The sequence below is a fragment of the Aestuariibacter salexigens DSM 15300 genome, from assembly GCF_000429145.1.
Lineage (GTDB): Bacteria > Pseudomonadota > Gammaproteobacteria > Enterobacterales > Alteromonadaceae > Aestuariibacter > Aestuariibacter salexigens.
On the sequence record NZ_AUBH01000012.1, the window covers coordinates 69191 to 83725 of the forward strand.

The following is a 14535-nucleotide window of genomic DNA, read 5'->3' on the forward strand; positions in this document are numbered from 1 at the left end:
CGGTTGTGCGCTGCGTTTTATTCAGGCTTAACAGCTCCAGCAGAATTCTGCAGCGGAAAGCGTGCCATCGTTGTTTTTATCCCAGGCACGACGACCGTCAGAAAAATAAAACAAATCGCCGCTTTTCCCCAACAGCGAACCTGACTCAGGTTTCGCTCTGACGACATACGCGCGACCAGACTCTGAAACCTCGTCAATACTCAGCTGATACAGCTTATCCCGCGCCGGTTTATCTGTGGGTGAATGGCCATGAAAGATCATAGGGGTACCGGTATCTCCTCCCCCTTTGGCAGCTCCGCGATAAGAGAAGGTAGTAGCATGATGCCGCTCCATTGCCGCCGCAAAGGCGATCAAGTCAGCCTGTGCGGCGTGTCTGTAGCTACGAGCGAGCGCCTGTTGAAAGCGCGGAAAAGCTGAGATCGCAATAATGCCGATGATTGTCAGTGTTACCAGACAATGTACCAGTGATACTCCTGACTGACTGTTAACGTTCAACGTCGATACTCCAGCTACCGCGCTGAACAGGGTTAAACATGCCAAACACGCTTTCGGCAAGGCAGGCAAAGCTGCTGTCACAGGGGATCACTTGTCCTTCATCGTCGCGAAGAACACTGGCGGGCGCACAGAGCTCTCCTACGCACAATGATGGATACCCCTTTTCGCTGACTAGTACACTGACAGTCTTATCGACGAGTCGCTCAGGTATTTCTGCAAGACTTCCAGGCATGCGTTCATCGCTAATCGTGTTATGGCGAGCTGTCTGCTCACCATCGATAAGCGACCTGGCAACAAGATAAGCATGACAGTCCTGATTGTTGACATAAGCTGTAAACAATACCTGATAATTAATGATGACTGGGGCACTTACCGGCGTCAGTTGCAAGGTGTTCAACGCCAGGCGCCAACCTGAATATTGCCCAGCTTGTAAATCAATGGTGGAGGACGCGACCTCTTTGAGCATACCTCGCGAGACTGGGGATGGGGGAACGATGGACTCACCGCTGTCGTTGCTTTTAAACACGCTGGCATCTCTGACCATGATGACTTCATCATATACGGCATTACCATCAGGGTTTTCCATGACACGGCTACCTACCACCAGAGCGTTGTATCTCTCGTTTGCGGAGGACACCTCGGTGACATCGACGGGAAAATAGTGGCGTGTTACTGCTGGATGAGATGGATCATGCAGTTGTGCAAGTAAACCGCCGCTTATCAAATCACCCGGCGCAGCACCGTTATGAATATCAAAACGAAACACTTGCCCCTGTGTGTCTATCACATAGAAAAGGTCGGCATGGCCATCATAATTATGGTCAACAAGTGAAACCTTGGTATTTATGGAAAATTGCATGGCATCCATGTTCAGGGCGGCACCGTGCTGACTGACTGACCAGATAATGTGCCCTGAATCATCATCAATCAGATATACCGCATTCTCAGGCAGCAACGTCGTAGCAGAGTTGTATAGGTCGGTTGTATTTATTCCCGCACCGGGCACCACTAACACCCTCGCATCTTTTCCACCCACATTTATCGTCACTGGCGAAGATGCATAAGATTGCATTGAGACGTCTTGCATGCATTCGCCGGATTGCACTAGTGGTGTAAAGCACAACCAGCAACAAAGCGATAAGCCGACAACGACACCCTGCCATCTAAGATTGACGATCACAACTCGTCTCCTTGTGCCGAGGCAAGCGTCGTCACGATCAGCGTATTGGCAATCACATAATTGTTGTTATTAAGCTGTCCGCAGCCGCGAATAATATACGTCAGGCAACGTGGGCTTTTTCTGCCCATGACGCTACTTGTCCCCTGACAGGCACGCTCGGCCAATAATGCGGTTTTTGACCAGCTGTGGACTTTAGGACTGACTTGATAGTGGCCTTTTGCTACATGCCTGTCGCCATATCGCAGTCCTTGTTCGGTCACAGTACGTTGTACAAATTTGTCGTCCTTCAAGCACTGCACCTCATCCGCCGATGCAATGATTGCTTGTTGTTGCACTTCCGAAAAGGGATCCAAAGTGTCGTTACGTTGCAGCGCATCGCGATGGGTAACTTCGAACAGTGCAGCGGTGATGGCAGCCTCGGCGGCATCAAAGGCTGCGGCCGAGCGTTCATATGAGTGTGCCATTTTAGTTTGCATCAGACTGTTTGATACTGCACTTACGCCCAAAAGAGTCAGACACAGTAAAATAAGCAGGGAGAAGGCGAGTATGACACCGTGCTGTTTCATGAATGTTGCAAGCCATTCATATACAACACATTACGCAAGGTGATCGTGGTCTCAAACTGCTTGAAAAGACGATTTTCGTCAGGCGTAAAAGGACTCTCGTTTAATAAGCTAAAAGCAGGTACGGGATCGATGAATACCTCACCGTCCCCTTTAAGCAATAACGCCAGACGTAGTGAAACAATGCGACTTTTATCGACGATATTATCTGCTGTAACGTATCGCAGCACGGGCTCATTTTCGTCAGCCATGATTAATTGACCGTACAACACCTGAAAACTGTACACATCGTCAAGAAGAGTAAAACCAGCATGACGATTATGTCCCTCTGCGTCTTTCTGTCCTCGTAGAAACCGTCCGTCAAATCCGCGGCATTTGAGGGCTGTGCCCTCAACATAATATTCATTAACAATAAACACAGGTTGTTGGCCATCATAACCAAGGGTATAGCCTCGACAGTCACGCCTGGACTGCCTGGCTACGACCAAAGTATCGCTGGCCCCAGCTTCACCTTGAAGAGAGCCCAGTTGTGGCCGTTTCGTAAAGGTGCCGGGCAGGATCACAGGATGATGTCGTACAAATTGCGCTTCTTCGCCCTTGTCGAAGGCATCGGCAGGTGCCTCCGGTCTATCTTGGTACATTCCTGTGTACAGCAGATCTGCGCGCAATCTGGCGATGCCAAATCGTCCATTTTCCTGCACAGATGCCAATGCCTGATTGAGCTTCAGTGTGACATCATTGCTGATCATTACCTTGATTACGGCTCCTGCCACCATGCTACCGAGCAATAAGCAGATGACCACTTCGGTCAGGGTAAAGCCCTTTTGGGAAGACCGTGTCATAACGTGACTTCAGCATTAACGCAATTGAGTGCAGTAGAGTCCTGCGTATCGCAGTGGGAGTCGCCGCGGTTTGCCGCCTGCCAAGACGTTGCGGGCCAGCTTACTTGTATTTGGTATCGTGAACCGCCGCTACAGGCAAAGTCATCTCCCGGCACGCTGTCCTCACAGGAAACAGCTAGCCTGCCACTAGGGTTGTCTTTCACCAGTGCACACGAAGACTGATAGGCATCATAACGGGCCAACGCGCTCTGGCTGCACTTTACGGCATGACAGTCAGGCAGATCATCTGGCTGTTTCAGACAATAGCAATCATAAGGCAATGCTCCGCTGTCGCACTTAAAACCCGCAAAGTTATAGTTGTCGTTATCGGTATAGGCATCGTTGACACGCTCGTTATCAGTGATTGCCATCATTAATGCGCTAAGTCGCAGTTTTTCGGCATGCTGCTGGGCGACCATCACCGCGTGAGAGCGAGCCAGTGCCTCGCTGTTGGACAGGGCACTAATAAACTGTAACGAAGCTATACCTAGCAGCCCTACCGATAACACGCCCAGAGTGACCAGGACCTCGATCATGCTGAAGCCTGAATACTGCTTTTTTGAACGTTGCGTTTCCATGTTCCCTGCATCCATCGCCATTTCCATGACACTAACAAACCGCTTAGGTAGTTAATCGTAGTGCCAGAGCCAAATAAATGCAGCTGAACAAAAGGATAGAAAAACGCCGGCTAAGTTATGCCGGCGCTCTGAAACACAATGCGTTAGAAATGTGACTAACTGACCTGCTTGATACGCAGTTCTTTGGGCACCGCAAATTCGATATTTTCCTCTCTGCCCTGTCGCTCTGTAGCGGTAACCGCGCCCCATTCAATTAAACGGTCCACTACGCCTTTTACTAACACTTCAGGGGCTGAGGCGCCGGCCGTGACGCCAATGTGTTGCACGCCGTCCAGCCATTGCTTTTGGATGCAATTGGCATCGGCGATGAGATAAGCCGTGGCACCAATCTTATCAGCCAACTCACGCAGTCGATTCGAGTTTGAACTATTCTGCGCTCCCACTACCAACACTACATCACAGTCCGCAGCTAATTCGCGTACGGCGTCCTGTCGATTCTGTGTGGCATAGCAGATATCGTCTTTACGAGGACCTTCAATAAGGGGAAATTTTTCCCTCAGTGCGTCAATGACATCAGCGGTGTCATCCACTGAGAGGGTAGTCTGGCTGCAATAATAGAGTTTGCTGGGGTTTTTGACTTCAAGCTTAGCAACATCTTCATTGGACTCTACCAGATAGATACCGCCTTCCTCATTGTGATATTGCCCCATGGTGCCTTCCACTTCGGGATGACCTGCATGACCGATGAGCACGCATTCAATGCCTTTCTTACTGGCCCGGGTCACCTCCATATGTACCTTAGTGACCAATGGGCAGGTTGCATCAAACACTTTCAAGCCACGCTGTTCAGCTTCTTTTCTTACCGCCTGCGACACCCCGTGTGCAGAAAAAATGACGATACTGTCATCTGGCACTTCGTTAAGCTCATCAACAAATCGTGCGCCACGACGCTTCAAGCCTTCTACCACAAAGCGGTTATGCACAACCTCATGACGCACATAGATAGGCGGTGGAAACATTTCCAAAGCACGCTCTACAATAGTGATAGCGCGATCGACTCCAGCACAAAAACCGCGCGGATTAGCCAGATGAATTTGCATGCGTGTTTACCCGTCTACCTGAATGATTTCAACGTCAAAAATAACGGTTTGCCCGGCCAGTGGATGGTTAAAATCCACCGTGACCGAATCACCTTGTACACTTCGAATTATACCGGGTACTTCGCTGCCGTCCATTTGACTGAATGAGATAATCGCCCCCTCTTCAAGCGGCGTATCCATGGCGAAACGTGACCTATCCATATGGTGGATATTGTCGGGATTTGGTTTACCAAAGGCCTCGTCTGCGAGCAGTGTAAAAGAGGTCTTGTCGCCTGCTTTTAACCCCAATAGGCAAGACTCAAAATTAGCTGTCAGGCTGCCATCACCCATGGTTAATTTAGCGGGCTTATTGTTGACGCGGGTGCTATCAACCGCCGAGCCATCCTCTAACTTAAGGTCAAAATGCATGATGATGGTGCTGTTAGCGCCGATTTCATTACTCATGTTAATCCTGCTCACTACCGTTTTTAAACATATCGATGATCAGCAGACTGGCACCAATAAAAATGGCGCTATCGGCGATATTGAACGCCGGCCAATGCCACTGCTGATAATAGAAGTCCAGGAAATCTATTACGTAGCCATGCACAACCCGATCATACACATTACCCAACGCGCCACCGAGGATAAAACTGAATGCACATGGCAGCAGCACTTGTTGCCTGTTGGTCTGTTTCAACCACCACAGTATGAGCCCACTGACGACGATGGCAATCGCGGTAAACAACCAGCGCTGCCAGCCTCCCGCCTGATGCAGAAAGCTAAACGCGGCACCATAGTTATGTACATACGTCAGGTTAAAAAAACCAGTCAACTGAATCGATTGGTACAGTTCCATCGAATTGACTACTGCCGTTTTGCTCCACTGGTCAGCGATAAATGCCAACACAGCAATCCACAAAAAACGCCAACCCGTCTGGGAAAACAGCCTACGCATAGGCGCGCTGCTCCCCTTCACCTTCCACGTTATCTACACAGCGAGCACACAGTTGGGGGTGCGCAGAGTGACTGCCCACATCATCGCGGTAATGCCAGCAACGCACACATTTTTCGCCGTTAGATTTTGCCACGCTGATTGCCAGCCCCTCGATATCGGTAGGGCTTGCATCACCGGGAGGCGTGTCAGTTTCAACGACGTGTGCGGCAGACGTGATCAGTACGAAGCGTAATTCATCTTCCAGCAGGTTAAGTTTCGTCGCCAGCTCTGAATTTGCGTAGAGCGTGACAGAAGATTCCAGAGAGCCGCCCAGCGCGCCTGCTTTTCTGGCCTGTTCGAGTTCGCGATTAACGGCATCTTTGACGTCCATGATCTGGGTCCAGAAGGCATCATCAAACTTGCCTGCCGCGGTGCCATCTGGCAGTGCCTTGTACCAGTAGTCAGTGAACACGAACTGACCCCGGTCGCCTGGCATTTCCTGCCACACTTCCTGGGCCGTAAAGCTCATGATCGGCGCCATCCATCTAACCAGTGCTTCAACAATATGGAATAAGGCGGTCTGACAGGAACGGCGGGCCGTACTGTCCGCTTTCGCGGTATATTGTCGGTCTTTAATAATGTCCAGATAGAAGCTGCCCATATCAATTGAACAGAAATGCATAAGCTTCTGGCACACGACCAACAGGTCATAGCGCTCGTAAGCCTCAACAATATCTTTCTGAATAGTTGCCGCACGCTCAATTGCCCAACGGTCCAGCGCGACCATGTCATCCAGCGCAACCTGATCTTGTGCCGGGTTAAACCCACTGAGGTTCGCAAGCAGGAATCTGGCTGTGTTGCGGATACGACGATAGGCATCAGCCGAGCGTTTGAGGATCTCGTCCGATACGGCAATTTCACTACGATAGTCTGTAGAGGCGACCCACAGGCGCAGAATGTCGGCACCCAGTTTATTCGTTACTTGCTGAGGGGCGACCACGTTGCCCAGTGACTTGGACATTTTCTTGCCCTGCGCGTCAACGGTAAAGCCGTGCGTCAACACCTGTCGATAAGGCGCGTGATCGTGAATGGCCACAGACGACATTAATGACGACATAAACCAGCCACGATGCTGATCAGACCCTTCAAGGTAAAGGTCAGCCGAAGCCGGAATATCATCCCGTTTATCGACAACGAAATAGTGAGTCACACCGGAATCAAACCATACATCCAATGTATCCGTCACTTTCACATAGGTATTTGCATCATCGCCGAGCATGTCCTGCGGGTCGATATCCCACCACGCCTGGATGCCTTTCTGTTCAACTTGCAAGGCAACCTTTTCAATCAGTTCAGACGTGTTTGGATGCAACTCGCCACTGTCTTTATGAATGAACAGCGGAATCGGCACGCCCCAGGTACGCTGACGCGAGATACACCAGTCTGGACGCCCTTCCACCATGCTGCTGATTCGACTCTGTCCCCAGTCCGGGATCCACTCGACCTTTTTAATTTCATCCAGTGATTTGTTGCGCAGACCGTTTTTATCCATGCTGACAAACCACTGTGGTGTGGCGCGGAAGATAATCGGTGTTTTATGACGCCAGCAGTGTGGATAACTGTGTTCGTAGGCGTGATGATGCACCAGCGCACCGTGCTCTTGAAGCACGTCGATAATGTGTGCATTGGCCTTAAATACATGCTCGCCGGCAAACAGAGGCGTGCCATCCATATACACACCATTGGCACCCACCGGGTTCGCAACTTCGATGCCATATTTCTGGCCAACATTAAAGTCATCAACACCGTGGCCCGGCGCAGTATGTACGCAACCGGTACCCGACTCGGTAGTAACGTGATCACCAAGTAACACCGGCACATCGTAGTCGTAAAAAGGATGCTTGATGCGGATATTTTCCAATGCATCGCCATGACAATAACCCAGCGCGTGATAGTGCTCGATACCGAAGCGATCCATACAGGACGTGACCAGGTCAGATGCCACGATAAGGCGCTCTGGATTATCACCCTCTACCTGAATTAGCGCGTATTGCAGAGCGGGATTGACGCACACTGCCCGGTTGGCAGGCAACGTCCAGGGCGTGGTCGTCCAGATCACCACGGAGACCGGGCCATCACCGGTTTTGCCTTCAGGATGGTCAAAGGAGTCTACTACCGCCTGCTGCTCAACCACCGCAAAACGCACGTCGATAGACGGTGATGTTTTGTCTTTATATTCGACTTCCGCTTCTGCCAGTGCTGAACCACAATCAGTACACCAGTGAACGGGTTTAAAGCCCTTTTCCAGGTGACCGGATTCAACGATACCCGCCAGTGCGCGAATGATATTGGCCTCTGAGCTGAAATCCATGGTCTTGTATGGCTTATCCCACTCACCAAGCACACCAAGACGAATGAAATCTTTCTTTTGTCCTTCAATCTGCTTTTCTGCATAGTCACGACATTTCTGTCTGAACTCTGCGGCGCTGATTTTCTTGCCTGGCTTGCCAACCTTTTTTTCTACCTGTAGCTCAATCGGCAACCCGTGACAGTCCCAGCCAGGCACGTAAGGTGCATCAAACCCTGACAGTGTCTTGGCTTTAACAATGACATCTTTGAGGATTTTATTCACCGCATGGCCAATATGGATATCACCATTCGCGTAAGGAGGGCCATCGTGCAATATGAAAGGCTTCGCACCCTGACGGGCTTCACGAATTTTCTTGTAAAGCTGTTGTTCAGTCCACTGCTCCAGCATTTGCGGTTCGCGCTGGGCCAGGTTTCCGCGCATGGGAAATGCCGTTTCTGGCAGGTTAAGCGTTGATTTGTAATCGCTCATAGGGGTGTAGTTCCAACCTTGCTGTCATTGCGATGACGGGTTTGTTAAATAATGTCTGTCAGCAGATATTTTGCCTGCTCTGCATCACGCTGGATTTGCTCTTTCAGCAAATCAAACGAGTCAAATTTCTTTTCTTGCCGAATTTTCGCTCTGGGTATCACGTCTATCATTTGGCCGTAGAGATTTTTATCAAGGTCAAACACGTGCACTTCCAATTGCGAGCGCACGCCGTGAACAGTCGGGCGGGTACCAATATTGGCCACACCATGCCACATCTCTGCGCCAATTTTCACCTGTACTGCAAACACACCACTTAGGGGCGCCCGGCGCCGCTTTAACAGCACATTAGCTGTTGGGAAGCCTATAGTGCGGCCTTTCTTGTCACCGTGCACAACCCTTCCAGTAATAGCAAAGGGTCTGCCGAGCATCTGCTCAGCCAGCGCAAATGCACCATCAGCTAATGCATCACGAATGGCGGTTGAGCTGATGCGGCTGGCGTCGTGCATAAAACTATGCGTACTGGCCACGTCGAAACCGAATTGTTCGCCCGCCTTCTGCAACATGGTAAAGTCACCGAGACGCCTTTGCCCAAATTTGAAGTCATCACCGACAACCAGAAACTTCACGCCGAGCTGTTCGACTAACAGCGCCTGAACAAAGTGTTCGGCACTGAAACTGGCAAATCGTTGATCGAACTTCACACACAACAACCGGTCTATACCCAGCGCTTTTAGTGCGTTGTACTTGTCGCGTAATCGGCTCAGTCGGGCCGGCGCCGAATCTGGCGTGAACACTTCTTCGGGCTGAGGCTCGAACACCATGACGGTGGCTGGCAGGCCCATATCATGCGCCTTCTTTACCAGGTTGCGCAGCACCGCCTGATGCCCCAAATGCACACCATCAAATTTGCCGATGGTCAATACGCAGCCTTGATGCTTTTCTCTCAAGTTATGTAAACCGCGGATTAACTCCAACTCAGCCTCGTGCCCATCATCAAAAATTCGAAGCGGCGATTATAACCGACTTGACCGTGAATTAAAGGCTGATGGTATCAGACCGCACTATTGCGAAAATGAGTCGGTCTGATGCCCAAGATAGGGAGTAGCACCGCAAAGCACAGGCAGGCACTCAGAATCAGCTTGGTCAGTGAGATGATCTGGTCCATCAGCTGTGCTTCTGTCCACGACGTCATTGGTGGTTTAAGCCAGATTATCAGGGCCACCATCAATGCGGAACACAAGGCGACTCTGGCAATAAACCACAGCGTCGCAGGGCTAAAGTGATAGACCTTCAGTTGCTGCAGTTTGAGATACAACAGTCCCGCGTTAAGCGTCGCGCTCATACTGGTAGCGATGGCCAGACCGACGTAACCGTAGGGTATCGCCAGAGCAATGTTAAATACCATGTTTGCAACCATGGAGTAGATGCCGAAACGTACCGGTGTTTTTGTGTCCTGCCGCGAGAAAAAGCCGGGTGCCAGCACCTTGATTAACATAAAGCTGAATAAACCACTGGCATAGGCCATCAGACTGTAGGACGCCATGGTGGCATCTTGTGGCGTAAATGCGCCGCGCTGAAAAATCACCAGCAGTATGGGTTCGGCCAAAACAATCAAACCGGCAGCGGCTGGAATGCCGAGCACTGCGACCATGCGTACCGCCCAGTCCATATTAGCCGCAAACGCCTTACTGTCCTGTCCGACATGATTGCGTGACAGGGTGGGTAAAATCACCGTGGCGATAGCAATACCAAATAAGCCAAGCGGAAATTCCAGTAAACGATCTGAATAATACAGCCAGCTGATTGAACCGGTCATCAGGAAACTGGCAATGAACGTATCCAGCAGCAAATTAATCTGACTCACTGAAACGCCAAACAGTGCAGGGATCATCAGCGTTTTCACTTTTGCCACGTGCGGATCTCGCCAGCCCCACTGGGGTTTCACTAGTACGCCAGCACGATACAAAAAGGGTAATTGAAACACTAACTGCACGATACCGCCAATAAACACGCCCCATGCCAAAGCAAACGCAGGCTGCGCAAGTTGCGGTGCCATCCAGATAGCACAGCTGATAATACTGACGTTTAACAGTACCGGCGTGAACGCTGCCACAGCGAACTTATTCAGAGTATTCAGAATTGCGCCGGCCAATCCAGCCAATGCGATAAAGGCCAAATATGGAAAGGTTATCTTGAGCATCAACGAGGCCAGCTCAAATTTAGCGCCGTCCGGGCCATCGTTGGCATAATCCAAAAACCAGCCAAACCCAAATAAGGCGGTGATCACTGGCGAGATAATCACACCGATAATGGTGACAACGGTAACAATTACCCCCATAGTGCCCGAGATGCGCGCAATAAACCGCTTCATTTCCTGCTTATCACCGCTGCTGTCGACTTCAGCGAGGACCGGGATGAACGCCTGGGCAAAGGCACCTTCAGCAAATAAGCGACGCAGGAAGTTAGGAATTTTATTGGCGAAGAAAAACACGTCAGCGGCAGCGCCCGCGCCCATCAGATTCGCGACAACCACGTCTCTGACTAGTCCAAGCACCCTGGACAACAGCGTCATGGCACTGACAACAACGCCGGATTTTAATAACTTGCGAGACAAACCAATTCCTTTATGACATATCCCTGGCGGGTGACATTAACGGTGCGGGTAGACAGGAGACAATGGAAATATGTCTGCGGTCAAGTATTTCATTGTTCGCTGAGCAGTTTGGCCGCCAGTTTAACAAAGTCAGATGAAGTGATAATGCCCTGTAAAAGGCCCTCACTGTCTACCACAGGCAAGCAGCCATGTTTATTGTCAACAAAAAAGGAGGCCACGTCAGCCAGTTTTTCATTAGCACGCACAGCATCGTAATCCACCACCGCGATTTCCATGATATTGGTTTGCTGCTCGACCTCCGGGAGCTTTTCGTGTCCGTAAAGATTTACCAAGCTGATAACTTTGGCCATCATGGCTTTTTGCGTCACAATAGCCAGTAATTTATTGTTATTTACGTCGACCACCGGCAAATGGCGAATGCCCTTGTTACGCGTGATATCGTGCGCGTCCTTCAAGGTACTGTCACGATGCAGGGTTACCGGATGGCTGGTCATGATATCTGCTACGGTGAGAGTCATATACTGCTCCAAAAAACGTTTGTTACCAGTCAATCATTGACGCGGATAGCATCAGTTGCAAGTCAGGCGACAAAATAGCGATTACAGCCCACATTTCATTTGACATATGAGCAAAGGATAGGCACAATCCGCACCCTTAATTTTGACATGAATTTTTTTGGGAGTTCACCTTGGCTAACATTAAGTCTGCTAAGAAACGTGCGATCCAGGCCGAGAAGCGTCGCCAGCATAATGCCAGCCGTCGCTCCATGACTCGCACCTATTTGAAGAAAGTTGTATCTGCGATTAAAGCAGGCGACAAAGACAGTGCACAAGCTGCTCTGGCTGCTGCTACACCTATTCTGGACCGCATGGCCACTAAAGGCCTGATCCACAAAAACAAGGCTGCTCGCCATAAGAGCCGTCTGAGTGCTCAAATCAAAGCAATGGCCTAATCGCCAGAGTCGATGAGAGAAATCCAAAAAAGCGCCCTTTCGGCGCTTTTTTTGTGTCTGCAGTTTGCATACACTCTGTTAATCAAAATGTTTTAACCAACAGGAATCGCCCTGCATGCGACGATTGCTTATCACCCTATCTGCATTATTCCTTCTGGCAGGCTGTGCCAGCACTGATGAAACTAACCCGCTGGAGCGCCTCATCCAATCCTCTGAACAAAGTGATCAGGCCTATGAGATTGTTACGTCACTGACTACCGAGGTGGGTCCACGTATTCCTGGCAGTGAGGCCGATAAACGCGCCGTTGCATGGGCAGAATCACTGTTCAAATCCTTGCAATTCGATAAAGTGTATAAACAACCTGTGCGGGTGAGAAACTGGTCGAGAGGACTGGCAGATGCGCGCGTCATTGCGCCTTTTCCTCAGCAGTTGGTGATCACAGCATTGGGTGGCTCAGTTGCTACTCAGCCTGGCGGCCTTGAAGCAAGCGTCGTCATGTTTGAATCGCTTGAAGAATTGCAGCAAGCCAAAGCCGAGCAGGTAAAAGACCGAATCGTATTTATCAATAAACGTATGCAGCGAGACCGGGCTGGCCGCGGCTATGGTCCGGTCGTTATCGGCAGAGCACGAGGCGCGATTGAAGCGGCCAAACTGGGGGCCCATGCCGTTCTGATTCGTTCGGTGGGGACATCTAACTCGCGTTTCGCTCACACCGGCGCAATGCGCTATGACGACAGTGTTGAGCGGATCCCGGCAGGCGCACTGTCAAATGCCGATGCTGACAATTTGGAACGCATGATTAACGACGGCCATGACGTACGTCTGTTCGTCGATATGCGAGCCAAAGAACATGGCTGGCAGACCAGCTATAACGTAATAGGGGAAATTACCGGCACCGAGAAGCCTGATGAAGTGGTATTAATCGGTGCCCATCTAGATTCCTGGGATGAGGGTACTGGCGCCCTGGACGACGGTGCTGGTGTTGGTATCGTGGTAGCCGCAGCAAACTTGCTTAAACAAACCACTGGTGCCCCAAAGCGTACGCTACGCGTGGTGCTCTATGCGGCAGAAGAAATCGGACTGGTTGGCGCCAGAGAGTATGCCCGTGCCAATGAGAGCGATTTAGCCAATATCGTGGTGGCGGCTGAGTCTGATTTCGGCGCTGGTCGGATTTATCAAATCGACACCCGCTTTGCCCCCGACGCACTGGCTGAGGCTACGACATTATTTGATGCGCTTGCACCGCTGGGCATCGTCAAAGGAAATAACGAAGCCAGCGGTGGTCCTGATATTTCTATGCTGCCTGCCAAAGGCGTGCCAGTGGTATCGCTTCGACAGGATGGGACCTACTATTTCGATTATCACCACACGCCTAACGATACTCTCGATAAAATTGACATAGATGCGATACGTCAAAATCAGACGGCCTACGCCATTTTCAGTTACCTGATGGCAAATGGCGACATTGACCCTCGCCCCGCTCCTCAGTTAGGCAGTGCGCGATGAAAAAACCGATTGTCTTCCTGATCGCGATAGTCATTGCAGTCATGCTCGTCTGGATTGTGGCAATGCCAAAGGTGATCTACTACGGCAGCGACGAGGTGTCGACCAGCAGCATCTATTACACAGGCCTTGACGGTAAGGGGCATCTGATGGGTGCCAATGAAAGCTTCGCACGCATTGATGAGACGACCAATCGTCTGCATTTATGTCTGGAAGCCGGACTGAAAGAAAACTGTCAGGTGTACAGTATTTCCAGGCAAGAAGGACTGATTGGCGTTATTAAAAAAATGGTAACTGGTTAATAACAGTCTCTTTCTAAATAGCGCGATTAAACGCCTTATTCTGGCCATACTATCGTGAAAGACCAGTAAGTATATTTATTTGGAACGACTTCTATGATTAAACTGCTCTTCATGTTGCCCGTTGGATTGTGTTTTTTATGGTTTTTGTATCTCAAACACAATGGTTACACGCTTAAGCAAGGTAAACAGGGCTTTCTGTATATTTTGATCATCTCAGCCGTCATCGCGCTGTTTTACACGCTAATGCTGTGGCTTACCCACCGGTAGTTCGCCTGCATTCATGACTAGTCCTAAAATAAATTGACACTTTTTAGGTTACGTAAACGCCCGGTGTACTTCATCGGGCGTTTTGTATTTTAAGGCCATATGTGGCCTTTGCTCATTATAGAGCGCTACTGACTCTGCCACCATTTTCTTTGCTTCTTCCAGATCCCTTGGCTTCGTTACTAGGTATTCCATTTTGAGTATTCCGTTTATTCGCTCGGCTAATGCGTTCTGATAACAATCATATCCGTCAGTCATAGAACATATGATTCCATGTTTAATGTGCAGTCGCTGATACTCTTTGGAGCAGTATTGTGCTCCTCTATCTGAGTGGTGAATGAGCTTCC

The 14535-nt window shown here is 50.2% G+C and carries 17 protein-coding genes; 4 read left to right on the forward strand and 13 right to left on the reverse strand.

Translation table 11 applies throughout. From position 1 onward, the window contains the following. Positions 1 to 27 precede the first annotated feature (27 nt). The 12 genes from G441_RS0114450 to G441_RS0114505 all read right to left on the reverse strand — a co-directional run bounded on the left by G441_RS0114450 (position 28) and on the right by G441_RS0114505 (position 11684). Complete coding sequence (locus tag G441_RS0114450) at positions 28 to 495, reverse strand: type IV pilin protein (protein WP_026377013.1); 468 nt, start codon at positions 493 to 495, stop codon at positions 28 to 30. Next, positions 485 to 1582 (reverse strand): pilus assembly protein, encoded by a 1098-nt coding sequence (locus G441_RS0114455; protein WP_026377014.1) that lies wholly within the window; start codon positions 1580 to 1582, stop codon positions 485 to 487. Before G441_RS0114455 ends, G441_RS0114450 begins: the two co-directional genes overlap by 11 nt. Positions 1583 to 1671: 89 nt before the next feature. Then, a complete protein-coding gene (locus G441_RS18790; RefSeq protein WP_051275629.1) occupies positions 1672 to 2241 on the reverse strand; it encodes a PilX N-terminal domain-containing pilus assembly protein in 570 nt (189 codons plus the stop codon). Next, complete coding sequence (locus tag G441_RS0114465) at positions 2238 to 3080, reverse strand: PilW family protein (protein ID WP_026377015.1); 843 nt, start codon at positions 3078 to 3080, stop codon at positions 2238 to 2240. Before G441_RS0114465 ends, G441_RS18790 begins: the two co-directional genes overlap by 4 nt. Beyond that, entirely contained in the window at positions 3077 to 3697 is a 621-nt protein-coding gene (locus tag G441_RS0114470; protein ID WP_169726088.1) for a prepilin-type N-terminal cleavage/methylation domain-containing protein, read from the reverse strand. Before G441_RS0114470 ends, G441_RS0114465 begins: the two co-directional genes overlap by 4 nt. A 155-nt stretch (positions 3698 to 3852) precedes the next feature. Further along, positions 3853 to 4797 (reverse strand): 4-hydroxy-3-methylbut-2-enyl diphosphate reductase, encoded by a 945-nt coding sequence (ispH, locus tag G441_RS0114475; protein ID WP_026377017.1) that lies wholly within the window; start codon positions 4795 to 4797, stop codon positions 3853 to 3855. Between the two features lie 6 nt (positions 4798 to 4803). Beyond that, positions 4804 to 5241, reverse strand: a complete 438-nt coding sequence (gene fkpB / locus G441_RS0114480) for an FKBP-type peptidyl-prolyl cis-trans isomerase (RefSeq protein ID WP_026377018.1) — start codon at positions 5239 to 5241, stop codon at positions 4804 to 4806. 1 nt (position 5242) lies between these two features. Further along, on the reverse strand, positions 5243 to 5734 hold the full coding sequence (gene lspA, locus G441_RS0114485; protein WP_026377019.1) for a signal peptidase II: 492 nt from the start codon (positions 5732 to 5734) through the stop codon (positions 5243 to 5245). Continuing rightward, positions 5727 to 8552: an isoleucine--tRNA ligase gene (gene ileS, locus G441_RS0114490; RefSeq protein ID WP_026377020.1), complete on the reverse strand. Its 2826-nt coding sequence runs from the start codon at positions 8550 to 8552 to the stop codon at positions 5727 to 5729. Before ileS ends, lspA begins: the two co-directional genes overlap by 8 nt. A gap of 44 nt (positions 8553 to 8596) precedes the next feature. Next, positions 8597 to 9526: a bifunctional riboflavin kinase/FAD synthetase gene (gene ribF, locus G441_RS0114495; protein ID WP_026377021.1), complete on the reverse strand. Its 930-nt coding sequence runs from the start codon at positions 9524 to 9526 to the stop codon at positions 8597 to 8599. Positions 9527 to 9603: 77 nt separating this feature from the next. Beyond that, positions 9604 to 11166, reverse strand: coding sequence for a murein biosynthesis integral membrane protein MurJ (gene murJ / locus G441_RS0114500; RefSeq protein WP_026377022.1), 1563 nt, complete (start codon positions 11164 to 11166; stop codon positions 9604 to 9606). Between the two features lie 89 nt (positions 11167 to 11255). Further along, the gene (locus tag G441_RS0114505) at positions 11256 to 11684 is read right to left on the reverse strand and encodes a CBS domain-containing protein (RefSeq protein ID WP_026377023.1); all 429 of its coding nucleotides are present in this window, start codon (positions 11682 to 11684) and stop codon (positions 11256 to 11258) included. A gap of 170 nt (positions 11685 to 11854) precedes the next feature. On the opposite strand from G441_RS0114505, the gene rpsT reads away from it, so the two are divergent. From rpsT to G441_RS19850, 4 genes are all read left to right on the forward strand, one after another. Continuing rightward, positions 11855 to 12118 (forward strand): 30S ribosomal protein S20, encoded by a 264-nt coding sequence (gene rpsT, locus G441_RS0114510; RefSeq protein ID WP_026377024.1) that lies wholly within the window; start codon positions 11855 to 11857, stop codon positions 12116 to 12118. Between the two features lie 115 nt (positions 12119 to 12233). After that, the gene (locus G441_RS0114515) at positions 12234 to 13625 is read left to right on the forward strand and encodes a M20/M25/M40 family metallo-hydrolase (RefSeq protein ID WP_026377025.1); all 1392 of its coding nucleotides are present in this window, start codon (positions 12234 to 12236) and stop codon (positions 13623 to 13625) included. Continuing rightward, positions 13622 to 13924 carry a hypothetical protein gene (locus G441_RS0114520; protein ID WP_026377026.1) on the forward strand — a complete coding sequence of 101 codons (303 nt, stop codon included), beginning with the start codon at positions 13622 to 13624 and terminating at the stop codon, positions 13922 to 13924. Before G441_RS0114515 ends, G441_RS0114520 begins: the two co-directional genes overlap by 4 nt. A 93-nt stretch (positions 13925 to 14017) precedes the next feature. Beyond that, the gene (locus G441_RS19850; RefSeq protein ID WP_026377027.1) at positions 14018 to 14191 is read left to right on the forward strand and encodes a hypothetical protein; all 174 of its coding nucleotides are present in this window, start codon (positions 14018 to 14020) and stop codon (positions 14189 to 14191) included. A gap of 48 nt (positions 14192 to 14239) precedes the next feature. Here the strand turns inward: G441_RS19850 and G441_RS0114530 are convergent. Continuing rightward, positions 14240 to 14535 (reverse strand): integrase core domain-containing protein (locus G441_RS0114530; RefSeq protein ID WP_026377028.1); only part of this gene is annotated, 296 nt, incomplete at its 5' end.

Coding starts and splice junctions, on each gene's coding strand:
- G441_RS0114455 (WP_026377014.1), bottom strand. CDS start 1,582: ATGCAAGACGTCTCAATGCAATCTTATGCATCTTCGCCAGTGACGATA.
- G441_RS18790 (WP_051275629.1), bottom strand. CDS start 2,241: ATGAAACAGCACGGTGTCATACTCGCCTTCTCCCTGCTTATTTTACTG.
- G441_RS0114465 (WP_026377015.1), bottom strand. CDS start 3,080: ATGACACGGTCTTCCCAAAAGGGCTTTACCCTGACCGAAGTGGTCATC.
- G441_RS0114470 (WP_169726088.1), bottom strand. CDS start 3,697: ATGGAAACGCAACGTTCAAAAAAGCAGTATTCAGGCTTCAGCATGATC.
- ispH (WP_026377017.1), bottom strand. CDS start 4,797: ATGCAAATTCATCTGGCTAATCCGCGCGGTTTTTGTGCTGGAGTCGAT.
- fkpB (WP_026377018.1), bottom strand. CDS start 5,241: ATGAGTAATGAAATCGGCGCTAACAGCACCATCATCATGCATTTTGAC.
- lspA (WP_026377019.1), bottom strand. CDS start 5,734: ATGCGTAGGCTGTTTTCCCAGACGGGTTGGCGTTTTTTGTGGATTGCT.
- ileS (WP_026377020.1), bottom strand. CDS start 8,552: ATGAGCGATTACAAATCAACGCTTAACCTGCCAGAAACGGCATTTCCC.
- G441_RS0114505 (WP_026377023.1), bottom strand. CDS start 11,684: ATGACTCTCACCGTAGCAGATATCATGACCAGCCATCCGGTAACCCTG.
- G441_RS0114515 (WP_026377025.1), top strand. CDS start 12,234: ATGCGACGATTGCTTATCACCCTATCTGCATTATTCCTTCTGGCAGGC.
- G441_RS0114520 (WP_026377026.1), top strand. CDS start 13,622: ATGAAAAAACCGATTGTCTTCCTGATCGCGATAGTCATTGCAGTCATG.
- G441_RS19850 (WP_026377027.1), top strand. CDS start 14,018: ATGATTAAACTGCTCTTCATGTTGCCCGTTGGATTGTGTTTTTTATGG.